This is a genomic window from Bacillus sp. NEAU-Y102 (genome assembly GCF_054788175.1).
Map to the genome: position 1 here is coordinate 204158 of NZ_JBTWFK010000008.1, position 22986 is coordinate 227143.

A 22986-nucleotide genomic window follows, 5' to 3' on the forward strand; every position below is an offset into this window, starting at 1 on the left:
CTCCTTTATACGAAAAGAAAAAGTCTTTATATTTGTACCCCACTCTGAAATAAACACATTTGCAAACAATTCAACATCCTCTTCATATCACGTTCTTTATAATGATTTAAACATGCAATTTGGATCCAATTATTCTTTTGTAAATAAGATGACTCATAATGAACGATGTATCCTTGTAATGCTAATGCATCGCCTACTACTTTAGAAGAATGATCTTCGCTCAATACAATAGTAAGTATAATTGGCGCGGCATGTTCTTTAGGTGAAACAAGCTTTAAACCCATATCAGTAATAACTTCTTCAACATAATCGTATGTCTCTTTAATTTTTACAAATGCCTTTTCATCTTCAAATCTCTTCAACGCTTCTTGCAATGCATAAATTAAATTCCATGATTGTGAGTATGGAATGCTTTCATTTTCTTCATACATGCCAATGTCCATATAGGCCGGCACAGCCTCGTTTATTTTTACAATGTGGTTATGAAAAACGAAAGAAATTCCTGTATATGATTTAATCGCTTTACCGCTAACACCACTTGCAAAATACACATCCTTCAAGTCTATTGGTATTGCTCCAATTGAGCTTATGCAATCTACACATAGTTTCATTTGATTCTCGTTACAAAGAGTATTTAGCTCGTTTAAATCGTTTAACATTCCAGTAGATGTTTCATGATGAACAAACCAAAGCCATTCATAATTTCCAGTTGTCATTATTTCTTCTAATTCTGTATAAATAAACGGCTCTCTCATTTCCTTTTTATACGTATCAAAATGTAACTGTGCTCGTTTTGCATGCCCAACTAATCTATTTCCAAATTCTCCATTTGTTAATACTAGTCCTTTCCCTTTTAAAGAACGTAACTGTAAAGCAATCGCATCATTGGCTAACGTCCCTGTTCCTAACATAAGTTGTACATGTTTTGCTTTTGTCATGTGAAGTAACCGTTTTTTCACATTGTCCATTGTCACTTGAAATGACTTAGAGCGATGCGAAATAGGCTTAGTACAAAATGCCTTTCGAACGTTCTCTTCAATGTCTACTGGACCAGGTAAAAACGTGTATTCTTTCGTCATAATACTTCCAACACTCGATTCTTCAAACATAGCAGGGGTAACATACATTGGCTGGTAGGTTGCTGCTTCTGTACCAACTAACGTATGGAAATCTTTGAATCCCATCTGCTCATATAAAGCTAGTTCACGTGTTGTTGCAGAAATGAGTGCTAATTCATATCCTTTTAGAAGCAAATAACGATGTAGAAAACGAATTAATCCTAACAACGCTCTTCCATTCCTATATTCACGTTCTACTGAAAGTAAACGAATTTCATACACTTTTTCTCCATGCTCTTGCAAATAAACATCTAAATTTGAAATTTTATAATCTAACGAGAATGGTCGTTTTCCCCGCACCGCGACCATACCTACTAATCTATCCTCATCTAAACAAATTAAATATGTATTTTCTTCATGAAACCTATCTATACGAAACTGGTCTTTCGTTTCTTCATGTTGTGGAATCTCTTCCACAAAAGTTTTATAATTTAATTTATGTATACTTTCAAATTCCCAATCTTGATCAGCAACTTTATAAATTAACCCCATGCCTTATCTCCTTTATCTATTTAATAAAAAATGATAAGTGGAGATTATCCCCACTTATTAAACATTCATTTTATTCTCGATTTACATATAGAATAAGTACAATAATCATTCCACTTAAAATAGTCGTAACAATAGAATAAGAATAAAGAATCATACAAATTGGTAAACAAGCAATCGTAATTAGTCCTGGCTTCGTAAATCCTTTAAATATTAAATAAAATACAATAAAAATGCCTATGAGGGTAAGCGCTATCAAATAATCAAATGCGATTAATCCTCCAATAAATGTTGAAATACCTTTACCGCCCTTACCTTTAAATAAAACTGGGTAAATATGTCCAATAATAACGGCCAATAATGTTAACATTACGAATGTAGGATCTTCAAAAAGATATTTTGCAACAGTAACAACGATTGCTCCTTTAATTGCATCACCTAAAAATGTAGCGATGAAATACCCTTTTCCATATACGCGCCCCATATTTCTTGCACCAGGATTTCCGCTTCCTTCACCCCTAATATCAACGTTATGTCTCAATTTTGTTACTATATAAGCGGTCAAGATGTTTCCAATTAAATAAGAAGCCACCAAATATAAAAACTGCATACTATTAATCATGTAATCATTCACTTTCTACATGGGATTACATATACAATATTCAATTACTACGTATATTGTACGTTTTAATATACATCCCTTTATACATTTTAACATCATATTTTTACAAATCATACAAAAATTCTCATACGCTATTTTTAAAAATATATATCCCTCATTAAATAATATGTTCCTTTCACTGCCATTTCTGCTTGTGATACAAATATAATTTCTTTCATACTTTCTTCACAGCATTTCTTAAATACAGCAAATATTTCAGGAACTAAACGCAATATACTGCCACTTACTGCAATTGGCGTTGAGTGCTTAAAGTTTAACTTGTTATAAACATTTACTGTAATCCTTGCTAATTCCTTTCCAGCTTGCATTATAATTTCATGTGCATCATCATTTCCATTTCTCGCTTCCTGAATAACTAATGGCGCGATTGCTGCAATTTTATCTTTAGAAGAAGTATATACTAAGCTTTTTATATGAGACGGTGTCAACAGTTGAAACTGCCTTTGAATATTCAAACTCAATGGACAAAGACTGATTCCTTGATCAAATTGAATTGCCATTTTCTTTAAAGCTTGTAATGCAATCCAATATCCGCTCCCCTCATCACCTAAAATATGTCCCCATCCACCGCTATACTCATACGCTTCTCCTTTCTTTCCAAGACAAATTGCACCTGTACCACCTATAGTTAATATTCCATCCTTACCTTTTAAAGCAGCTGCATGCGCGATCATTGCATCATTAAAAATTTCAATTTTTGTTCCGTATTTCTTTTTTAAACCTAATGTTAATTCATTTGTATTCGCTCCGCTTATACCAGCTAATCCTAAACAAATACAAACGCAATCCCCCTTTAATAACCCTTTCTGGCATTGATTAATTGCTTCCATAATATGCAAAAGCGCCTGATCAAAATCTATTAATACATTTCCAAATCTGCTCGTACCTCTTACAACTTCATTTCCATTTTGATCAAATGCAATTGCCTCTGTCTTCGTTCCCCCGCCATCTACTCCAATCATATACTTCATATGTTCGCCTCATTTTCATTTACATATTGGAGGGAATGTTACATTCCCTAAAACCACGGAATTCTTAGCACCTGTTGCGCTCGGCACATTACTCGGATTACGATGATACGTTTCGTTTGCTAAAATAGCAAAGGCGATCGCTTCTTTCGCCGCTGAGGAATAGCCTAAATCTTCTTGAGTAAATATTTTGCATTTTTCTTCCTTTAATCCAAATCGTATCATTTCAACAAGTGTACGATTATAACTTCCGCCCCCGCCTAAAATTACTTCATCGATTTCATAATACGGAAAAATAAATTCCTGATAATGATGAACAATTGAACTTGCTGTAAACATCGTGACATTTGCCAATATATTTTCTCTACTATGCTTTTCAAATCGATTCAATAATTCAGTCACAAACGCTTCTCCAAACTGTTCTCTACCTGTTGATTTTGGTGGTTTCACGTTCAAAAATGGATGGTTCATACAATAAGTCAAAATTTCATCTACAACTACTCCCTGTTTTGCAATCTTACCATTTTGATCATATGACAACTGAAATAACCTTTGACATACTTCATCAATTATCATATTCCCTGGTCCAGTATCAAAAGCAATAACACTCTCATTACTTCGTTTACTTGGAACCACTGTAACATTACCAATCCCGCCAATATTTTGTAGTAGTCTATTTTTAGTTTGATGCCGATATAAAATAATCTCTGAATATGGTACAAGTGGTGCACCTTGTCCCCCTGCCGCCATGTCCATCGTTCGGAAATTCGAGATAACTGTCGTGTTCGTTTCATATGCTATTACTGCTGGTTCCCCAATTTGCAATGTTGAAGAAATAATATTTCCTTCTTGCTTTGGCTGATGATAAATCGTTTGTCCGTGAGAGCCTATTAGATCTAATTGTCTCAAAGGAAAATTGGCCTCTTTACAAACTTCCTTTACAGCATTGGCGAAGCATAAACCAAGTTTAAAATTTAAACTACATATAAGTTGGACATTCGAAGTTTCAATTGATAACGCTTGTTGGATCTCATTTTTCATATCATTACAAAATGGAACAGTAGTAAAATGGATGAGTTCGATTTTAGAATCTACACCACTTCCTTCTATATGAACGAGCGCTACATCTATTCCATCTAATGAAGTACCAGACATTACCCCTGCAATATACATAACGTGCATGACCTCCTATTTACTAAAAAACAATCATGTAAGTAACGAACGTACAACCAATCGAAAACAATATAAATCTAAAAAACAACTGAGCTTTCGATGCAAACGATCCATCAATGAAAGAAACAACTACCGTAAGCAAAACGCTTGCCGCAATACTTGTAACGAGCCATATACTATGCATTTGTGATAGATTTAGCATGCCTAATAAAGGGACAAAAAGTAAATTTGCACAAATCACTCCAAATAATAATAAAAATACGCCTTTATAACTAAATTTTATATTCATTCTATTTCCCCCTTTCTAGTTTTAATGTGAAAGAAGTGATAGACAAAAAGTCTATCACTCAAAATAACAGCGTGCAGATTAAGGATTAACAGATTCCCCGTTACCATTCTTTTCAATTTCAAGCATATTTTTGTCGTACATTTTAAAGAATGGTAAATAAATAAGGAACGATATTGCTATATTTATAAAAACTAATACAATCGCACGCCAATCTCCACCTGTTGCTAAATAAGCACCAATTGGAGCAGGTAATGTCCATGGCGGCATAATATGCGTTGGTGTTACAAATCCCATCGCTGTTGCAGCATAAGCTATAGTAGCTGTTACTAACGGTGTAATGACGAAAGGAATAATTAAAATTGGATTTAATACAATCGGCAAACCGAATATAACCGGTTCATTTATATTAAAAATCCCCGGAACAATACACGTTCTCGATAATGCTTTCGAATATTTTGATCGACCAAATACGATCATAGCTAACACAAGCCCTAACGTTGCGCCCGAACCACCAATCCAAATAAACCATTGATAAAACGGTTCTGGTGCAATAAACGGAAAATGACTCGCTCCACTTGCTACAGCTTCACCGTTCTTTCCTAAATACACATCCCAAAGCGGCCTTGCCACAGTACCTACAACTGATACTCCGTGTATCCCGAAAGACCAGAAAAACGTAATTAAAAATACAGGTATAATAACGCCAAAGTAACTATCACCAGCTTTTACTAACGGTGCGGCTAGTTTATCTACAACGTAATGTAAATCAACTTTAAAAACGACTGTAATAAGACTCATAATAATAATAACGAATGCTGCAGGTATAAGTGCTTCAAATGAACGTGATACTGACGGTGGTACTTGTTCTGGCATTTTTATCGTTACGTTATTCTTCTTACAAAATCTTAAAATCTCAACTGATAAAATAGAGACAATCATCGTCACAAATAATCCATGACCTCCGAGGTTTGTCATTGGAAGCATAAATCCTTTTTTATCAATTAACTCAGGCGTTAATGTTAAAAGTAGTGAACATACCGCAAGCTGTGCTCCTGATAAAGCATCTAATTTATAACTTTTCGCTAAATTATATCCTATTCCAAATGCTATATATAAGGACATAATAAACATAGTTAAACGATATGGTATTAATATACTTGTTTGATTCTTTAATGCCCAAACCGATATGAAACTATCTTTCGGCAGTGGTGGAAATGCTACTATTAAAAAGAAGCTTCCTACTATAATAAATGGTAACGCCGAAATAACTCCATCACGGATTGCTTGTAGATGCCTCTGCTCAGAAAGCCTTGCCATCGGGCCAGATAAGTTTTTATCAAGAAACGTGACAAACTTATTCATAACGCTTCCCCCTAACTGATTAATTCATTTACAGTTTTTAATAAAGTCGGGCCTCCAAGCGGCGTGTATGCTTGCGGTGGAATGATGCCACACGGAATAGATTCCTCCTCTGCAAATTTTTTTACAGAGTCAAATCGGTGTCTTATTTGAGGTGCCACCATTACGACATCCCAGCCATTCTTTACTTCTTCCTCTACCTCATTCGTTCCAATTGCATGCACTTCCATATTCAAACCATTTTTCTCCGCTTCTTTTTTTAAAGCGTTTACAACAATTGCACTGGACATTCCTCCAGAACAGACAAACAAAACCTTCATTTATTAATCCTCCTATACTTATAATTTATTACCCTTCAAATGAAAGGAAGTTTCACTTTACTAACAAGCATATGAAGTAGTAAATGAATTTAGTTATAATGAAAGTAAATTTCATTAAAAATATTTTTCCTATTAAATTAATGTTTCAATGTGTAATTTTCTCTATTGCAAGGCCAACCTCACCTCAGATATTATTTTAAATAATCATATGATAGGGAGGCGTATAAATGATCGTTAAACGTTTATTAATGATATGTTGTATCGTCATCTTGTTCATCCCTTTCTCTTTCATTTCCCCTCACTCTACTTATGCTGAAGTAAATACTACGTACAAAAAACATGAATTACGTGCTGTATGGATCGCATCAGTTCTGAATATTGATTGGCCCACAAAAACTGGCTTACCTATTGAAAAGCAGAAACAAGAATTTATAAGATTATTAGACGATGTAAAAAGCACTGGTATGAATGCAGTTGTTGTACAAATTAAACCAACAGCTGATGCTTTCTATCCCTCAAATTACGGCCCTTGGTCTGAATACATTACGGGTACACAAGGAAAAGACCCCGGATACGATCCACTTGCATTTATGATTGAAGAAGCACACAAAAGAAATATAGAATTCCACGCATGGATTAATCCATACCGAATAACGATGAATCACACTGATATAAATCGATTATCAAATAATCACCCTGCAAGGCAACACCCCAATTGGGTTGTACCTTATGGCGGAAAGTTATATTACAATCCCGGTATTCCAGAAGTGAAAAAATTTATAACAGAAGGTGCTTTAGAAATCGTACAAAATTACGATATTGATGCGCTGCATATGGATGATTATTTTTACCCATATAAAGTAGCCGGTGAAGAATTTCCAGATCAGAAAACATACGAAACATATAATAACGGTAAATTTACAAATATAGAAGATTGGCGACGTAACAATGTAAATGAACTTGTAAAAGATTTAAATACTGCTATAAAACAAGAAAAATCATACGTAAAGTTTGGCATTAGTCCGTTCGGTGTATGGCGAAATATAGCTGACGATCCGACTGGCTCTAACACAACCGCAGGCCAAAGAAACTATGATGACCTTTATGCTGACACACGTGAGTGGATACAAAAAGGATATATTGACTACATTACACCGCAAATATATTGGAATATAGGTTTCACCCCAGCTGCATATGACATATTAGTAGATTGGTGGGTTAAAGAAACAAATAACAAACCGATTCACCTATACATCGGTCAAGCGGCCTATAAAATTAATAATAACTCCGTCCCTGCTTGGTCTGATCCAGAAGAATATCCAAGACAAATTACATTAAACCGGCTATATCCTGAAATAAAAGGTAGTATGCATTTTAGCTTAAAAGATATTAATAACAATCCACTTGGAGTTAAAGATAGACTCTCAAAAGACATATATATACATCCTGCATTAATCCCGCCTATGCCTTGGATTGATCATGATCCACCAAAACAACCGACATTAAAAGGTGCCATTCCAAGAAATGAAGGTATTGCAATCGGTATCATTGATAATAGAGATAATGATTCTGCTTATTACGCTATTTACCGCGCGAATGGGCAAAATGAAGTGGATATACAAAATCCTAAAAATTTACTTACTACTGTAAGAAAAACAAAATTTGGAGAAATTTATGTAGATAAAACCGTTATTTCTGGAGAAATGTATACGTATGTCGTAACTGCAGTTGATCGATTGCATAATGAAAGTGTGGCTTCTAGTCATACTACCGTTAGAGCAAAATAAAATCTCATAACAAAAAGCGCCTTAAAGCTGTGATACTTAGCTTTTAAGGCGCTTTTTGTTATTTATTCTTAAACTTCTCAGTCGCTGCTCTCATCTTCACATTTAAATCATGATCAATTGAGTCGCGAATATCTCGCTCTACTACTTCCATTTCTTTTTTGAAATTTTCCAAGTAGATTTTCAATTCTTCTTCCTTCTCTGGTCTTTGTGAAGGTGGTAATTGTACTACCAACGATAACATGGCCGTTAAATCTTTCATTAAGAACGTTTCAAGTTTATGTTGTTGTTCAAACATGCGTTGCTCTTGATAGTACGGAAGTGCATTTAATACTGAAATTGTAATATCATCAACCGTTCTTTGTAATGAAGGATTTATTGAGCGTTTATACGCTTGAATTGTATTTAATGCGTCTGGATAACGGTCATAAAAATACAATTTATAAAATGATAAGTCTGTCGGTTTTACAGTTTGCTGCGTTTCTTGTCTTAAGAAATCTTTCACTTTCATCGCAGCCACATCGATATCTTCACTTGTAAGCTTTTTCGTAGTTTTTGCCATTACATGCACTTTTTTCTGCTTTTCTTTCGGTAACATCGAGAAGACTTGTTCTCTCGTACGTTGACCTGATGCACAGAATAGAGTATTTAGTATATTTTGTTCTTTCTTTCCTTCGGTGCGAATCCAGCGATAAAACAATGGGTGTTGTGTAAATTCTTGTAGAAACGGTATTGATTTGTTTGATAACTTATCTAAAGAATCTTGCGCTTTTTTATATGGCTTCGTCCATGAAAAATACAGTTTCCGTCCGAAATATACGACTAAAACAACGACAGTAAATGCTATTAAAAGCAATGTACCGAGTAGTAATAGTACTGTTTGAATGAAACTCATTTGTTCACCTCCTCTAATAATCCGTTATTTCCTTGGACGCTGAATGAGTTTCTGCTTCATCTCATCATTAAATGTGTCTAGTTCAATAACAAACTTCTTACTTGACTCAATAATACGTTCTGACGATTTTTCAGATGCCTCAATTGCAGCGAACACATTTTCGAATGATTCGCGTAATTTATCCATGCTAATAGCAGGATTCTCAAGCAATTTCGTCGTTTCTTCTGTATTTTGTTTTAACGCTTGAGAATTACTTAACACCATCGATTCAATTGCTTCATTCGTCGCATTTACGGCATCAATTGTTTTACGTTGATTCGTTAATGCTAGCTGAATAGCAGCTGAAACTGTTACAACGTTTTGCGTCATCGTAATCGCATTACGTATTGCCTCTGTTAATTTTTCATTGTTTTTCTTAATGATGTCTACAGAAGCTATAGATTGTAATAATACACTTTTCGCTTGCTGCATATTACGTGTACGTACAAGTATCTTTTCTAATGCATCGTTAATTAACGGAATATCCCTTTGACGCTCTGGGTTTTGTTTTTCAGCTTCAAGCATGCCAGCAAGCTTTTTCCCTAAGTATACTTGTTTATCAAGAGCATGAATTTTATCGTGCGATTGTTCTTTTAACATTTCAAGACCAACTGTATCCTCTTGTAGGTTATCACGACCAATTAGGAGGGATCTAATAATTTCCTCGATTTGTTTATCTATAGATTGGTATTTATGCACGTATGTTTCAAGTGGATTTTTCTTGAATACTTTAAACATTATTTTCTTCATACCACTTGCTTTAAGTGAATTGGGATCAAGCTCTGATACCACTTTTCGTAATTCTAACAATGTATTTGGAATTTCTTCATTTTTCCCATTCATCATCGCTGTTACAGGGCGTTTTAAAGCTGATAACGTTTGTCCTGCTGCTTGTTGCTCTTTATCCCCTAAATCTCCTAGCTGAGACAATACTTTTGATAAATCTGTATTTTGCTCGCTATTTAACTTTTGTACATAAAGATCAGCTTCTTTATTTAGTTCCTCTAATTCTGCATCTTTTATAACTGTATCAACTACTACTTCTACATTATTATCTTTCACAATGGATACAGGTTCTTTTTTCTCGAGTTCAGTCAACAAAATCGCTCCTTTATTTATATGTGCGAATTCATATGCACTATATTTCATCAATTATATCGTATTTCATATACATTCTGCCTGCTTGAAATCGATTTTTTAGAAATGTCTGTTTATGCAGTCATTCCCTGTTTCTTACTATAAGTATACCTGTAATCAACATAATTTTCCTCAGACTTAAGACCTAGAGAACTACATGCTGAAGGCGGATTCTTCATATATTTCCTAAATAATTTACGTTCTTTCAATCGTGCTACACTCAATCTTTTGACATTCACCCTTTTTCAATGTGATAATTCTATTACGCTCACTTTTATTTATTTTTGCGAGCTACAAATGCTCCCTTTTGAAACGCTAATAACACCGTTTCAAACGTATCATCTTCTTCAATCATTTTTATAAACTCACCTAATTCACTCGCATGAGAAGTTGCATTATCAACAACAAGAAAACCTTTTGGTTGTAACATACGTTTTATATGCTCAAACCACCACATGTATTGCGTACGCTCTGAATCTAGGAAAATAAAATCAAATGAATGATTTAATTGCGAATCTAAAAATGCCCCGGCTTCTTGATTATGAATATCGATTCTTTGTAACAGGTTTGCCTTTTCAAAATTGACAAGTGCCTCTCCAACTCGTTCTGAAGAAAGCTCTACAGTCGTTACATTTCCATTCGTTTCTTCTACCGCATTAGCTAACCACAATGTAGAATAACCATTAGAAGTTCCAATTTCTAAGATGTTTTTTGCATTACAACCTTTTACTAAAATTGATAAAAATTGCCCCATCTCACGAGAAACATTCCGTAATTTTTCTTCCCTTGTTTTTTTATTTCGATCATGCTCTTCTCCATATTGTTCAAGTTGCAATAATAATGAATCTACTGTATCCATTCTTTTCATCGCCTTTCCAAGCAATATGATGAAAAAGCTCTTGCTGCCCGTCTACTTTTTATTATATGCGAAACAAAAACCTTTTTCCTGTTATATGACAAAGATTTATAATTTTTTATAGCATATTGTTTCGTTTTTTGGTAAAGTTAATTTCTACGTGCAATTATTCCATTCATATTATTTCATATTAAAATTGCAGTTATTAAATTATATAAACCCCATTTAAATGAATCGGTATTTCAAATTCAATTAAGCGCCCTTTTCGGACGCATTTTCTTTGTTTATATATTTCCAGAAGAAAGGATGCTTACAAATGAACGTGATTAGCTTAGATGCTGCTCGAAAACGAAAGCAGCATAAAAAATTAATGATTACTATACCGATTATTACACGTATTTATGAAGAAGACGGGGAAATTAAATTTGAGGTAGCTGGCGAAAAAGATGTACCTCTTGAAATGTTAGAAAAATAATAAAAAACGCATTTCTGAAGAAATGCGCTTTTTTATATTTTTACATTTAAATGCATAAGTTTTTCAGGATTAACCATCATATAAATATTTGAAATTTTCTCATCCTCAAATGCAAACGAAAGAACATACGTTACTTTATTATTTATTGTAACTATAACTCCTGGCATACCATTTACCATTTTGAAATCAACAGTGTACTCTTCTGTCAATCGTTGTGCAATCCCAAAGAACAAGCGCATAATTCGATCCGCAGAATAAATCGGATTAATCGCAGTCGTAACTTTACCACCACCATCAGCTTTGAGTATAGCATCTGTTTTTAATACTTCTAACATACCTTCCTCATCCCCACACTGTAATGATGATACAAACTTTTCAACATAAGAAGCCATTTTCTCCGTGCTTAATTTTGATTGCTTCGGTTTCTCCAAAATGCTTTTTCGTGCACGTTGAAAGATCTTCCTGCAGTTCACACTACTCTTATCAACAATTGAAGCTATTTCTTCGTATTCATAACTGAAAACCTCTCTTAATATGAAAACAATCCTTTCTACCTCAGATAGTTGTTGTAAAAGTAATAAATATGCGGTGGAAAGGGATTCTTTCATTATAAATGACTTTGATGGCTCATCACTCTCTTCTACAAGTGGCTCTGGTAACCACATCCCTACATACACGTTACGTTTATGCGCTACCGATCGTAATTTATCAATTGAACGATTTGTCGCCATCTTACATAAATATGCTTTCATATTTTCTATAGATTGAGGATCTTCTATATTATTTAGCGAGATAAATACATCCTGAACGATATCCTCAGCATCCATAACGCTCCCAAGAATTCTGTATGCTAACGAAAATAATAATGGTTGATACGCTTCATATAACTGCTCCGTTTCCATGATGAACTACCTCACTTTCATATTGCTTTAAAATGTGTAACGCTGCACGTTTCCCGCTTGCTACCGCAGCATCAGCTAATATTTCATCATGCCCTGCCCAATCTCCTGCAACATAAATACCTGGCATTTCAGGTATATTTGGGCCCGGTTTTTCAACACGGTCAATATGAGGAAAATCATGTACTACTGTTATTTTAGGTAAATATTGCTGTGCAACAACTTCTCTTTTCCAATTTGGATGTAACAACTCCATCGTACTTTCCAACTGTTCTTTATCTTCATGAATATGATTCATCGCTAGCACAGGATTATGGTACTTAATTAGACTCACTGCAATTGATCCATCTTCACTTAATTTAGCTGCTCTCGATTGATTTGTGAAAAATATAGGTTGATCTAATCCTAATACAAATTGATGTGTAGGATTGGGTAATTGTCTCAAGCCAATATCTAATGCAGCAACAGTAACCGGTACCGATTGTTCACTCCACCTATGCAAACTTGTTCCTTCTGCACCTTTTATTATTTTACAAGCTTCTTTCGGCGGAGTCGTCACGATGACTGTACCTACTTCAAAAACCTCATCATCAACACAATGTATTCTTTGTTTATCTTCGTAATGCTCTATTTCCAAAACATGCTTTTTAGCCAAAAATTGCACGCCGGCATCGTTCGCTATAGCTCTTAATTTTGTTATTATCGTTTCCCAACCACCATCTACATAAAGCACTCCTTCTTTTATAGAAAGCTGTATTTGCTTTAGTACAGATGATGCTAATTGTATTGTAGGAGCAAACGTATATGTTGTCGTCCGGCATAGCGCATAAAATATATTGCGAACCATTGGATCTTTTATTTCATTTTCTGCCCATGTAGTTAGACTCATTTTTGGAATTTCTCCTACATCTAAATTTCCTAAACGAATCATAAGACGTGAGAATTGTACTTTTGCAGACCACGAAAGTAGTGGTGTTGATAAAATTGAGCGAAAATCTGTTGGGATGGTGAATATATCCCCTTTCCATATTCCATGTGCTTTTGTAGATGGTATTCCACCTGGAAGATTCATACCGAGCTCATTAAAAGTTATAAACGCTGCCCCGCCTCTATATAAAGCATGTGCACCAAGATTCATGCAGATTCCATTTTTATTTATAGTCATCCCTCGGCCACCGAATTGACTGGACTTTTCTAATACAATCACTTTCCTTCCAGCTTTCGCTAAATATATAGATGCTGTTAATCCAGCAAGCCCACCGCCAACAATTGCTATATCAAATGTATTCATAATAAAATCCCTCCTTATCGTTCTACATACAAGACGAACGATTAAGGAGGGATGTGACATAAAAATAAATTTTTATTATCCTACTTTATTTCATTACTTTTTAATTCGGTCATATTGCATACGAAATAACTCAATTGCAAATGGAATATCCTCTTCACTCTTTATATAATAACTGATCCATCCTGATTCAGGTAATACGTGATGTGGTTTTACCAATCCCTGCTTCACTAATTCATCTCGCTTTAACTTCGGAAATGGTAAATCAGCTAATTTATCACCATGAAGATGGCCAAGTTCTTTCTTGCCATAATTTATTTCAATACCACCAAATCGATGCGGTTTTTCAGAAACACCCGCCCAGCTGAGTACTTCATTTCTAATCATTTCACTAAATGACATGAACATTCACTCCTTATAAATGATTGATGTAATTTTAAGTTAACATTTTCATTACTTTTTTCCATCAATCCAAAGTATGAATGGGAATACGAATATAGTTTAATCTTAATACCTTATTCTTTATGGAATAAGTGAATTTATTAAGTTATCGACAACAGCACAAAACAAAGACTAGACACATATCCTAATTTTGTAACCTAACTTACCTATAGAAAGGCGGGTAATACAATTGACTGCCAACATCGACTATACCTCCCCCTCAACTAATTTTACTTATGATGTAAATAAAAGTAATTTTTTTCAGAAAGATGCCCAAAATTATATAAATGTACTTGGCATTAAACAATTAAATACTTTAGAAAATACTTCTTTATTAGATATTTATTTAAGTACAGGAAATGTTGTAGAACCACATATTCATCAAAATGCAGCTGAACTTGTTTATTGTATTTCAGGGTCTGCTGTTGTTTCTTTACTTAATCCATTTACGAATCAAATATTAAACTTACCGATAAAACCGGGGCAAGTTGCCAACATTCCACAAGCGTGGTGGCATTATGAAATTGCTACAGCAGATAATACTCATTTATTAGCTATTTTCAATGCCCCAGCGCCAGAAGTTATTTTCGGTTCTGACATTTTAAGATTAACTCCGGCTCATATGATGGCCCATACTTACTGCCTCAATGAACAACAATGGAAACAAGCGGTTTCTCCTATTCAATCAACTACTGTAATTGGTCCTCCGGCAAACTGCAATCAAAACCGTGAAATGAAAAATTATCCAACCCACCCCCTTACTCAACAGCCTAATCCCTATCGCCAAGATTCTTATTACTTTCCTCTGTACTGGGGTTATTAATTTGTAAATTTTCAAAATAATCATCATTTATCTCCTAGGAAAATACCGAGGAGATTTTTTATTGTATCTTCTCTTCCTATTAATAATAGTAACAATTGATAGTATACATACATATAATATTTATATATTAAATTGGAGGTGATAGTACTATGAGTAATTATAACTATCGAAAAAACTACTCTTATAATAAAAATAGTAGCTCTTCAGCATCCTCTCAATCTTCCAATTCCCAATCGCAAAGAGACTTAACTCAGCAAGGCTATGTAAAGAAAAAAGGATGTAACTGTAATAAAAATAAATAGTTTATTTTATTGATGAATTCTTTTGTAAAAGAATTCATCTTTTTTTTGCTGATCGGAATTTTTTTATGTTACATAACTTATTCCTTAAATAGGAAAGGATAAATTATACTTTTTATACGAACTTAACAAAGAGTGATTATTCAATTGATTTATTACCTATTCCCCCCAAAAATATAGTCCTTCCTAAATTTATTAGGAAGGACTATATACAAACCTCTGTTTAATTTCCTACTAAACATTGTAACAAATTAAACGATATTAATACCTGCACTTACAAATCCAGCAACTGCAGCTATTGGACTTGCTGCTGTTAATGAAACATATAACAGTATTTTATCCCCAGCCGCTACTGGAATAGCTTCAGCTATGATTCCTGATGCTGTAGAACCAATCGCTATTGCGGCAAATGCTGGTGTTAATAATAGAGGTGCGCCTTGTACTGTAAACGTATTGCTTGCTGCAGGTGCAGTTAATATTTGTATCTGCACTTGAACTGGTGATAGTGGAGCTAATGCAGCTGTTGCACTAAAGAAACCTGCTAATGACGTAATAGTTCCTGCGCGCGGTGCTACAAATGCATAATCACCTACACCTAATGCTAATGTGATACTTGTTCCACCAGTTAAAGCTACACCAGGCTGACTAAATCCAAATCCAAGAAGAGTTCCTGTATTAGCTATTAACGCGTTAACTAACGCAGATGGAGTTGTACCTGAAGCAAATGGAATAATAGCTCCGCCACCAGTTGCACCTGTTGCTCCTGTTAAACCTGTTGCTCCTGTTGGGCCTGTTGCTCCTGTTGCTCCTGTTGGACCTGTTGCTCCTGTTAAGCCTGTTGGACCTGTTGGACCTGTTGGACCTGTTGGACCTGTTGGACCTGTTGCTCCTGTTAAGCCTGTTGCTCCTGTTGGACCTGTTGGGCCTGTTGGACCTGTTGCTCCTGTTAAGCCTGTTGCTCCTGTTAAGCCTGTTGCTCCTGTTGCTCCCGTTGGACCTGTTGCTCCACCTCCAGGACCTGTTGGGCCTGTTGGACCTGTTACTCCACCTCCAGGACCTGTTGGACCTGTTGGGCCTGTTGGACCTGTTGCACCTGGAGTAGCATTGATTAATTGAATTAATAAATTAAAAAGAACTTGTAAAGTTGCAGGATCGACATTTGAGTCGCAGGATACAGGGATAAGATCTAAAGCGAAGAAGAATTGTGCAAGTGCGCTATAAAATTGTTGCAATAATGTTGACAATTGACCTAAATTAGGAGCTGGAGATTGTAATAAAACTAAAATACTTTGAGTTAATTGTTTCAAAAAATTAACTTCTGGGGAAGGTAATAAGGAATTTAAGAAAATTAAAAATTGATTAAACAAATTGAATAACGCTACTCTGTTTGCATCACTTGGATTTGCAAAAAATGCTGAAATAGCTGATACTAATGAGTTTAGTAAAGTAATTAATTGACTTAATTGTTCCCTAGTAATAGGAACTGACTGTGGATTTTTACAACAATCTGGAGTGAAAACAATCGGATTATTGCAGTTGTTATGACCAAAACAATTATTACTTGTCATTTATGTCCTCCTTACTTGTTTTATATTTGAGTTTTTCCTATTATAAGGATCATAAAGTTGTAAAAGAGTATGTGTTATACATTGACTTAAAATAGGAAACATGAAATATAATTAAACTTGCAAACGCTATTTAATTATGTTCATGACTCACATATTAATTATATGTTTTTAATAATTGACTGCTTAGATTAAATACCTAAACTTAAGAGTTTATTTTATTTTTCCACGTTTATCTCTTAGGTTCAAATACACATATTAATTTGAATATACTCAACAATTAACGGTGCCATTTTTTACATATAAATTCACATTATTTCTTTACTAAAATTGTGGTCTCTTTTTAAACATGAAGCCGTTTGTATCATAGAGAACTCTCATATAATATATTGAAAAATTCATTCTATATTTTATTCCAATACACAATGAAAAGGATTGAAAGTAAATTTCCTATCATTCAACCATTTATAACATCTAGAAATTGAATGTACCTTCACTTAATTTTAACTATTTAAATATGAAACAAAAAGGACAGATTCCTTTTCATTAAGGATCTGTCCTTTTAATTAATAATGATAAATTGTAATATAATTGAAGATCCTTGCGATGGTGGTTGCGTATCCAATAAAGTTAATTTACCAGTACTCACTTCATATAATGGTTGTGGCTGCAGTATTCCGTTAACAAACAAATTAATATAAGAAACTTCACTAGGAGACAAAATATTCGTTGTACCATATTGAGGTATCCCGTCAGTATCTGTATATATAAGTTTCTCTCCATCTGCAAAAGTGTAATATAACAAATTGGTTGTTGTTATAGGGCCAATACCCCCAGTAGGACCTGTTGCTCCAGTTACTCCGGTTGGTCCTGTTGGTCCTGTTGGTCCTGTTATTCCAGTTGGTCCTGTTATCCCTGTTGTTCCGGTTACTCCGGTTGGTCCTGTTGGTCCTGTTGCTCCGGTCGGTCCCGTTATTCCGATTGGTCCCGTTATTCCGATTGGTCCCGTTATTCCGATTGGTCCCGTTTCTCCGGTTAGCCCGGTTACTCCGGTCAGTCCCGTTATTCCCGTTGAACCTGTTATTCCGGTCGGTCCCGTTTCTCCGGTCGGACCTGTTATTCCGATCGGTCCCGTTTCTCCGGTTGCTCCCGTTATTCCGATCGGTCCCGTTATTCCGGTCGATCCCGTTATTCCGGTCGGTCCCGTTATTCCGGTCGGTCCCGTTATTCCGGTCGGTCCCGTTTCTCCGGTTGCTCCCGTTATTCCGGTCGGTCCCGTTATTCCGGTCGGACCTGTTTCTCCTGTTGGAATATAAATTGGTGGAAGAATCGGAAATGTAGGTCCAATATTTTCTGGCCCTATCATCCCCTTATTCAATGATAAATTGTCATTGCGTTTCAATTTAATACCTCATTCCACATGTTTTTTAATTCATACACATCATTATGATCCTATTATTAAAGAATGACTTTATAACTATTCTCTTTTTCTTCCCAAAGAATTATTACATATATTAAACATTTTACCGTTGCTATAACCGCTTTAATTAATATAATAAATAAATCATTCTATTTAAAAAGTACTAAATCTATAACATTCTTATTTAAAAAGATGAGGTGATTTATATTCAAGATAATAATGAAATTAGAAAAAAAGAAATAATGTCAATGGCCCTTGACATTATTTTCCCTTACAGGCTTACTGGGCCTACCGGGAGTACTGGACCTACCGGAAATACTGGGCCTACCGGAAGTACTGGACCTACCGGAAGTACTGGGCACTGGTTTAATCGTTACAACAAACTCTATGTTCGCTAATAATACATTAGGTGGTCCCATCTCTGTGATATTAGGTGGCACTAATATTCCTCTTTCTAATAACCAAAGCCTCGGTAATTTTACAGTTAACGCCTCAAACGATATATTTACAATTCCTGTAACTGGAAGATATCATTTAACCTATCAAGTTAATACGACAACCTCTCTACTTGCTGGAACAAGACTACTATTAAACGCTTCTACGCCAATTCCTGGCTCTATTTTTTCTCCCGCGTTATCAACTTCAAATTATAGTAATAATTTAATTACTAATTTAAATGCTGGTAATACAATTTCACTACAATTATTTGGTATATTATCCGTCGTGAATTTAGTTGGAGGCGGATCAACAGGTGCCTCTCTTACAATTATACGAATTGATTAAAAAATGATTCATTCTTTTTATAATAAAAAATCTAAATACTCACTTAGTAAATGTTACTATAGTGATTAAGTAATAAAAACAAATTATACTATATCCATAGTAGAAAACATCTATACTAAATTTTCCGTATATATATTATCAATTTACACTTCCCCCAAGTCGATGTTACATTAAAGATGAAGATTGTTTCTCCTTTACAGACCATCTCAATATGTATTTGAGAAACATCTCCAATCCTATACGCGAGAGCAATACTATATTGACACTCAATTGAGTGTCTTTTTTTATTCAAAAAAATAAAACCATCTCTTATAGATGGTTTTAACAATACACATTTACTTTTACTCTTTATATTATTGCCAGCTTATAAAGCTGGATAATAAATAGTCATACTTAACCGAGTTAATGTTCTTCCTGAATTAGTATAAGTATGCGGTCTATCCGCCTTAAAGCGAATTGAGTCTCCATTATTTAACGTATATTGACAATCATTTATATCAATTTTCAATTCCCCTTCAAATACCGTTATAAATTCCTCAGTACCCTCTTTATGTGCTTCTGAACTTAAATTCCCTTCTGTTTCAATTTCAACCGTATAGATTTCGAAGTTTCTATCATCTTGGAAAGGAAATGAGGGATACACTTTATATCTCCCATTGTCTTCAGACAATGCTTGAACATCATTTCGTAAAATCACTTTCGTATCAGGCTGTGGATTATTAATTAAAGAGGTAAAGGATACTTTCAAACCATTAGCAATTTTCCATATTGTTGTTAGTGTCGGGCTTGAATCTCCTCTTTCAATTTGTCCAATCATCGTTTTACTTACACCTGTTAATTGAGAGACCTTTTCTAAACTTAATTTTTCTTTTTCACGTATTGATTTTAAATTTTTTGCCAGAATAAGTTGAATTTCTTCCATAAAAAACACTCCTACATTGTATACAATATAACGTCCGTTATGTATAATAAAAAGCACACGTTATATTGTTCTTTTTGATCATTATAACATACAAAATAATTAGGGGGTTTTAAAATGCCAATATTTTCTTTTTTGTTATTTGTTTTTATAAGCAGCTTCACACCTGGCCCTAACAATTTCTTAGCTATGACATACGCAAATCAACACGGATTAAAGAGAAGTATAAACTTTTGCTTTGGAGTAGCATTCGGTTTTTTCATCCTCACTTCTTTATGTAGTTTCTTTAATATTGTATTAATTAATATTGTACCTATAATTGAATTGCCTTTAAAGATTTTAGGTGTCGCGTATATGCTATATTTAGCCTTTAAAATAATCACTAGTAAAGGCAGTGCAGAACCCGATGAAAAAAATAATAAAAACTTATTTACAGTGGGTATTTTTCTTCAATTTGTTAACCCAAAAGGAATATTATTTGGACTCACCGTAGTCTCTACTTTTATACTCCCTTACTACAACTCATATTCAATTTTTCTACTTTTCTCATTATTCCTAGGTATAGTTGGTTTACTGAGTACATTTAGTTGGAGCCTTTTTGGTTCCATGTTCCAAAAAATTTTATTAAAACATAATCAATTATTTAACATCATTATGGCTGTTTTATTGATTTTCAGTGCTATTTCAATTGTTATTCACTAGCTATTAACTCATTCTGGATGCTTTTTATCCTCTTTTCTGTATACATCACATCAATATTATAATAATCTTAAAATGTTTTTATTAATAATCTATTTCGTAGTTTCACAATTTATGGATTGGGACTACGAAGTAAACTAGAATGTTTCTCACTAGATAATATTAATTTTGTTGTGTGCCGCTAGCTTAATAAAGTTCTTCAACATTATTCGCTTTAGTATTATACGATTGTAGGCAAAATGAAAACAATAAGTCTACAACATAGGTATTTTAAAATCTTTTTATAATTATAGAGAAAAAATACCGTATAATATAAATTACTGCTCTTTAGGAGGATCACAATGGCTGATAAGTATAAATTTTTAATTCTCATTGTTACCGCATTTTTTTCATTCTTTTCTTTAATAAAAGATTTCCGCAACACTTCAAAAAGTTTCTTTTGGGGTAGTTTTTTAATTCTTACAAGCTTCATGATACTATTAATACATGCTCTAGATTTAACTCAAATACTTATTTATCCAAAGCAAATTGCGCTTGAATTTATTACAATACCACGTAAATTATTTTTGCCATCTGTCACTGAGGCCGCCAGTTTCCCTACAACACTAAGATAATAATTTGATTAAGAGCTCTTTTTTAACCTAAACATACCATATACAAAATCCAACCTTAATCACTTAATTACTGATAAGAACCTAACTTATAAAACGCATAATAATTATACTCATTTACTAGTATACAAGCCGTATCTCTTAGTAGAAGCACAGCATAGAATACGATACAGGACAAAACCTTCAAAAAACTTGTCTGAGTTAATTCTCAAAAAGGGTGAATATAAATGCCTATCGTTAAACCTTTTATAGCTGGAAGACGATTTGTAAGTACAGCAGCAACAGGAACTGCTGCTGGAGCAGATTTAACTTTTGCTAACACAGACTTCACTGATGACACTGGCGCTGTAACAACATTCCCTGCTTCTTATGCCTTTTTAACACTTTATATTAATGGTGTTATTCAAACAGGTGATACTATTACTGGTGTGACTACTACAGCTGCTACTATTGTAGGAGGAGCAGTCCTAGATGGAGGCACTCCTATTGCAATTGAATTTACTATAACGTAACTTGATTTATCTTTTTAGAGGTTTCATTAAAAGAAACCTCTAATTTTAAAAATTCACATCAATTTTAGTAGCAACTACATATAGTACAGTGCATATACTAGATAGAATGATAGGAACTTATACTCACTCACAAAAAGAGCACTTATCTATAGTGACCTTTTATATGGCACAATAATTCTTCTCCTATTTGCTCTTAGAGAACCTACTAAGCAGTTAGCTAATTTAGCTAACTGCTTTTTCCATATATTATTTATAGCTTTATCCGTAATAGTAACGCTTGTGCACTATCTACTATAAATTTTCATATATTGTATTATGATTGTCCAAAACGTGAATTTAATACTCACGCAATCTAAATACAAGAAAGGAGTGAAAATATGCGCTCATCAATTCGTAAATTCGCTAATTTTAATTGTGAAGCACAAGCACCTAGTACACTACCTGCCCTAGGTTTTGCCTTCAATGCTACTTCACCTCAATTTGCAACATTATTTACACCACTACTATTACCTAGTACAGGCCCAAATCCTAACATTACTGTCCCTGTAATCAATGATACAATTAGTACTGGAACTGGTATTAAAATTCAGATAGCTGGTATTTATCAAATTAGCTATACATTAACAATTAGCCTTGATAACGTTCCGGTAGCCCCGGAAGCAGCGCGCTTTTTCTTGACATTAAATTCATCGACTAATGTTATTGCAGGATCCGGAACCGCAGTCCGTTCTAATATTATCGGAACTGGTGAAGTCGATGTATCAAGTGGTGTCATTCTAATTAACTTAAACCCTGGTGATGTAATTCAAATTGTCCCCGTTGAAGTAATAGGTACAGTAGATATTCGTTCTGCAGCGTTAACAGTTGCGCAAATTCGTTAATAAAGTGAAACTTTAATCAGCCCTCACCTAACTTCTTTGCTTCCACTGAATTTTGAGGTGGGGGCCTTACTGCCCGGCAAATAGCGGGATAAAAACAAAAGACTTGGCTAACTAACATTTAATGTTCCTTATACACACTAAAATATATTTTTATAGATTTGACACACATTCATATTAAACAAGCATATTTTATTGTATGTTGACTATATAGTCATACAAATCTAAAGCGTTCATAAAAGCACACTTATATGTGTGCTTTATT

The 22986-nt window shown here is 34.2% G+C and carries 23 protein-coding genes and 1 pseudogene; 8 read left to right on the top strand and 16 right to left on the bottom strand.

Annotation, left to right across the window (positions count from 1 at the left end):
• Nucleotides 1-26: 26 nt before the first annotated feature.
• The 7 genes from ACYFX0_RS21570 to ACYFX0_RS21600 all read right to left on the bottom strand — a co-directional run bounded on the left by ACYFX0_RS21570 (nucleotide 27) and on the right by ACYFX0_RS21600 (nucleotide 6398).
• A complete protein-coding gene (locus tag ACYFX0_RS21570; protein ID WP_460271952.1) occupies nucleotides 27-1610 on the bottom strand; it encodes an aminotransferase class V-fold PLP-dependent enzyme in 1584 nt (527 codons plus the stop codon).
• A gap of 70 nt (nucleotides 1611-1680) precedes the next feature.
• Nucleotides 1681-2229, bottom strand: coding sequence for a glycerol-3-phosphate 1-O-acyltransferase PlsY (plsY, locus tag ACYFX0_RS21575; protein WP_000610879.1), 549 nt, complete (start codon nucleotides 2227-2229; stop codon nucleotides 1681-1683).
• Between the two features lie 137 nt (nucleotides 2230-2366).
• Nucleotides 2367-3260, bottom strand: a complete 894-nt coding sequence (locus ACYFX0_RS21580; protein ID WP_106082460.1) for a BadF/BadG/BcrA/BcrD ATPase family protein — start codon at nucleotides 3258-3260, stop codon at nucleotides 2367-2369.
• A gap of 15 nt (nucleotides 3261-3275) precedes the next feature.
• Entirely contained in the window at nucleotides 3276-4430 is a 1155-nt protein-coding gene (gene anmK / locus ACYFX0_RS21585; protein WP_106082459.1) for an anhydro-N-acetylmuramic acid kinase AnmK, read from the bottom strand.
• 22 nt (nucleotides 4431-4452) lie between these two features.
• Nucleotides 4453-4719, bottom strand: a complete 267-nt coding sequence (locus tag ACYFX0_RS21590; protein WP_001021963.1) for a hypothetical protein — start codon at nucleotides 4717-4719, stop codon at nucleotides 4453-4455.
• 78 nt (nucleotides 4720-4797) lie between these two features.
• Nucleotides 4798-6081, bottom strand: coding sequence for a PTS sugar transporter subunit IIC (locus tag ACYFX0_RS21595; RefSeq protein ID WP_106082458.1), 1284 nt, complete (start codon nucleotides 6079-6081; stop codon nucleotides 4798-4800).
• Nucleotides 6082-6092: 11 nt separating this feature from the next.
• Nucleotides 6093-6398 (bottom strand): PTS sugar transporter subunit IIB, encoded by a 306-nt coding sequence (locus ACYFX0_RS21600; protein WP_000865903.1) that lies wholly within the window; start codon nucleotides 6396-6398, stop codon nucleotides 6093-6095.
• A 227-nt stretch (nucleotides 6399-6625) separates the two neighbouring features.
• On the opposite strand from ACYFX0_RS21600, the gene ACYFX0_RS21605 reads away from it, so the two are divergent.
• Nucleotides 6626-8185, top strand: coding sequence for a glycoside hydrolase family 10 protein (locus ACYFX0_RS21605; RefSeq protein WP_106082457.1), 1560 nt, complete (start codon nucleotides 6626-6628; stop codon nucleotides 8183-8185).
• A 58-nt stretch (nucleotides 8186-8243) separates the two neighbouring features.
• On the opposite strand, the gene ACYFX0_RS21610 is transcribed toward ACYFX0_RS21605, so the two are convergent.
• From ACYFX0_RS21610 to ACYFX0_RS21620, 3 genes are all read right to left on the bottom strand, one after another.
• The gene (locus ACYFX0_RS21610) at nucleotides 8244-9077 is read right to left on the bottom strand and encodes a DUF3974 domain-containing protein (RefSeq protein ID WP_000008362.1); all 834 of its coding nucleotides are present in this window, start codon (nucleotides 9075-9077) and stop codon (nucleotides 8244-8246) included.
• Nucleotides 9078-9101: 24 nt separating this feature from the next.
• Nucleotides 9102-10214, bottom strand: coding sequence for a toxic anion resistance protein (locus tag ACYFX0_RS21615; RefSeq protein WP_141534621.1), 1113 nt, complete (start codon nucleotides 10212-10214; stop codon nucleotides 9102-9104).
• Nucleotides 10215-10527: 313 nt separating this feature from the next.
• Nucleotides 10528-11121: an O-methyltransferase gene (locus ACYFX0_RS21620; RefSeq protein ID WP_002082794.1), complete on the bottom strand. Its 594-nt coding sequence runs from the start codon at nucleotides 11119-11121 to the stop codon at nucleotides 10528-10530.
• 304 nt (nucleotides 11122-11425) lie between these two features.
• On the opposite strand from ACYFX0_RS21620, the gene ACYFX0_RS21625 reads away from it, so the two are divergent.
• Nucleotides 11426-11584: a hypothetical protein gene (locus ACYFX0_RS21625; protein WP_001100984.1), complete on the top strand. Its 159-nt coding sequence runs from the start codon at nucleotides 11426-11428 to the stop codon at nucleotides 11582-11584.
• 32 nt (nucleotides 11585-11616) lie between these two features.
• Here ACYFX0_RS21625 and ACYFX0_RS21630 read toward each other — a convergent pair whose 3' ends face one another.
• The 3 genes from ACYFX0_RS21630 to ACYFX0_RS21640 form a co-directional block, all read right to left on the bottom strand.
• Nucleotides 11617-12486: a sigma-70 family RNA polymerase sigma factor gene (locus ACYFX0_RS21630; RefSeq protein WP_000447150.1), complete on the bottom strand. Its 870-nt coding sequence runs from the start codon at nucleotides 12484-12486 to the stop codon at nucleotides 11617-11619.
• Nucleotides 12464-13774 (bottom strand): phytoene desaturase family protein, encoded by a 1311-nt coding sequence (locus ACYFX0_RS21635; protein ID WP_001091191.1) that lies wholly within the window; start codon nucleotides 13772-13774, stop codon nucleotides 12464-12466. The genes ACYFX0_RS21630 and ACYFX0_RS21635 overlap by 23 nt, the downstream gene beginning before the upstream one ends.
• A gap of 93 nt (nucleotides 13775-13867) precedes the next feature.
• Entirely contained in the window at nucleotides 13868-14173 is a 306-nt protein-coding gene (locus ACYFX0_RS21640; RefSeq protein WP_000010317.1) for a luciferase domain-containing protein, read from the bottom strand.
• A 229-nt stretch (nucleotides 14174-14402) separates the two neighbouring features.
• Between ACYFX0_RS21640 and ACYFX0_RS21645 the strand changes: the two genes are divergently transcribed.
• Complete coding sequence (locus ACYFX0_RS21645) at nucleotides 14403-15035, top strand: cupin domain-containing protein (protein ID WP_098902138.1); 633 nt, start codon at nucleotides 14403-14405, stop codon at nucleotides 15033-15035.
• Between the two features lie 550 nt (nucleotides 15036-15585).
• On the opposite strand, the gene ACYFX0_RS21650 is transcribed toward ACYFX0_RS21645, so the two are convergent.
• Together ACYFX0_RS21650 and ACYFX0_RS21655 are read right to left on the bottom strand one after the other, a co-directional pair.
• Nucleotides 15586-16902, bottom strand: a complete 1317-nt coding sequence (locus ACYFX0_RS21650; RefSeq protein ID WP_460271953.1) for an exosporium glycoprotein BclB-related protein — start codon at nucleotides 16900-16902, stop codon at nucleotides 15586-15588.
• Nucleotides 16903-17461: 559 nt separating this feature from the next.
• Nucleotides 17462-18301, bottom strand: a complete 840-nt coding sequence (locus ACYFX0_RS21655; protein WP_460271954.1) for a DUF4183 domain-containing protein — start codon at nucleotides 18299-18301, stop codon at nucleotides 17462-17464.
• Between the two features lie 215 nt (nucleotides 18302-18516).
• On the opposite strand from ACYFX0_RS21655, the pseudogene ACYFX0_RS21660 reads away from it, so the two are divergent.
• Nucleotides 18517-19102 (top strand): annotated as a pseudogene (locus tag ACYFX0_RS21660) (BclA C-terminal domain-containing protein).
• A gap of 364 nt (nucleotides 19103-19466) precedes the next feature.
• Here ACYFX0_RS21660 and ACYFX0_RS21665 read toward each other — a convergent pair.
• Entirely contained in the window at nucleotides 19467-20024 is a 558-nt protein-coding gene (locus ACYFX0_RS21665; protein WP_000391292.1) for a helix-turn-helix domain-containing protein, read from the bottom strand.
• Nucleotides 20025-20138: 114 nt separating this feature from the next.
• Between ACYFX0_RS21665 and ACYFX0_RS21670 the strand changes: the two genes are divergently transcribed.
• The 4 genes from ACYFX0_RS21670 to exsF all read left to right on the top strand — a co-directional run bounded on the left by ACYFX0_RS21670 (nucleotide 20139) and on the right by exsF (nucleotide 22724).
• Complete coding sequence (locus ACYFX0_RS21670; protein WP_001121279.1) at nucleotides 20139-20723, top strand: LysE family translocator; 585 nt, start codon at nucleotides 20139-20141, stop codon at nucleotides 20721-20723.
• A 338-nt stretch (nucleotides 20724-21061) separates the two neighbouring features.
• Complete coding sequence (locus ACYFX0_RS21675; protein WP_000774122.1) at nucleotides 21062-21334, top strand: hypothetical protein; 273 nt, start codon at nucleotides 21062-21064, stop codon at nucleotides 21332-21334.
• Between the two features lie 224 nt (nucleotides 21335-21558).
• Nucleotides 21559-21843: a DUF4183 domain-containing protein gene (locus ACYFX0_RS21680; protein ID WP_001123247.1), complete on the top strand. Its 285-nt coding sequence runs from the start codon at nucleotides 21559-21561 to the stop codon at nucleotides 21841-21843.
• 377 nt (nucleotides 21844-22220) lie between these two features.
• Nucleotides 22221-22724, top strand: coding sequence for an exosporium protein ExsF (gene exsF, locus ACYFX0_RS21685; RefSeq protein ID WP_001257874.1), 504 nt, complete (start codon nucleotides 22221-22223; stop codon nucleotides 22722-22724).
• Nucleotides 22725-22986: the final 262 nt, after the last annotated feature.

What these genes read in the sequence shown, in the direction of transcription:
- ACYFX0_RS21640 (WP_000010317.1), bottom strand. Translation starts at nt 14,173, where the DNA reads ATGTCATTTAGTGAAATGATTAGAAATGAAGTACTCAGCTGGGCGGGT.
- anmK (WP_106082459.1), bottom strand. Translation starts at nt 4,430, where the DNA reads ATGTATATTGCAGGGGTAATGTCTGGTACTTCATTAGATGGAATAGAT.
- ACYFX0_RS21620 (WP_002082794.1), bottom strand. Translation starts at nt 11,121, where the DNA reads ATGAAAAGAATGGATACAGTAGATTCATTATTATTGCAACTTGAACAA.
- ACYFX0_RS21595 (WP_106082458.1), bottom strand. Translation starts at nt 6,081, where the DNA reads ATGAATAAGTTTGTCACGTTTCTTGATAAAAACTTATCTGGCCCGATG.
- ACYFX0_RS21635 (WP_001091191.1), bottom strand. Translation starts at nt 13,774, where the DNA reads ATGAATACATTTGATATAGCAATTGTTGGCGGTGGGCTTGCTGGATTA.
- ACYFX0_RS21580 (WP_106082460.1), bottom strand. Translation starts at nt 3,260, where the DNA reads ATGAAGTATATGATTGGAGTAGATGGCGGGGGAACGAAGACAGAGGCA.
- ACYFX0_RS21610 (WP_000008362.1), bottom strand. Translation starts at nt 9,077, where the DNA reads ATGAGTTTCATTCAAACAGTACTATTACTACTCGGTACATTGCTTTTA.
- exsF (WP_001257874.1), top strand. Translation starts at nt 22,221, where the DNA reads ATGCGCTCATCAATTCGTAAATTCGCTAATTTTAATTGTGAAGCACAA.
- plsY (WP_000610879.1), bottom strand. Translation starts at nt 2,229, where the DNA reads ATGATTAATAGTATGCAGTTTTTATATTTGGTGGCTTCTTATTTAATT.
- ACYFX0_RS21650 (WP_460271953.1), bottom strand. Translation starts at nt 16,902, where the DNA reads ATGACAAGTAATAATTGTTTTGGTCATAACAACTGCAATAATCCGATT.
- ACYFX0_RS21680 (WP_001123247.1), top strand. Translation starts at nt 21,559, where the DNA reads ATGCCTATCGTTAAACCTTTTATAGCTGGAAGACGATTTGTAAGTACA.
- ACYFX0_RS21600 (WP_000865903.1), bottom strand. Translation starts at nt 6,398, where the DNA reads ATGAAGGTTTTGTTTGTCTGTTCTGGAGGAATGTCCAGTGCAATTGTT.
- ACYFX0_RS21590 (WP_001021963.1), bottom strand. Translation starts at nt 4,719, where the DNA reads ATGAATATAAAATTTAGTTATAAAGGCGTATTTTTATTATTATTTGGA.
- ACYFX0_RS21570 (WP_460271952.1), bottom strand. Translation starts at nt 1,610, where the DNA reads ATGGGGTTAATTTATAAAGTTGCTGATCAAGATTGGGAATTTGAAAGT.
- ACYFX0_RS21670 (WP_001121279.1), top strand. Translation starts at nt 20,139, where the DNA reads ATGCCAATATTTTCTTTTTTGTTATTTGTTTTTATAAGCAGCTTCACA.
- ACYFX0_RS21675 (WP_000774122.1), top strand. Translation starts at nt 21,062, where the DNA reads ATGGCTGATAAGTATAAATTTTTAATTCTCATTGTTACCGCATTTTTT.
- ACYFX0_RS21665 (WP_000391292.1), bottom strand. Translation starts at nt 20,024, where the DNA reads ATGGAAGAAATTCAACTTATTCTGGCAAAAAATTTAAAATCAATACGT.
- ACYFX0_RS21625 (WP_001100984.1), top strand. Translation starts at nt 11,426, where the DNA reads ATGAACGTGATTAGCTTAGATGCTGCTCGAAAACGAAAGCAGCATAAA.
- ACYFX0_RS21630 (WP_000447150.1), bottom strand. Translation starts at nt 12,486, where the DNA reads ATGGAAACGGAGCAGTTATATGAAGCGTATCAACCATTATTATTTTCG.
- ACYFX0_RS21605 (WP_106082457.1), top strand. Translation starts at nt 6,626, where the DNA reads ATGATCGTTAAACGTTTATTAATGATATGTTGTATCGTCATCTTGTTC.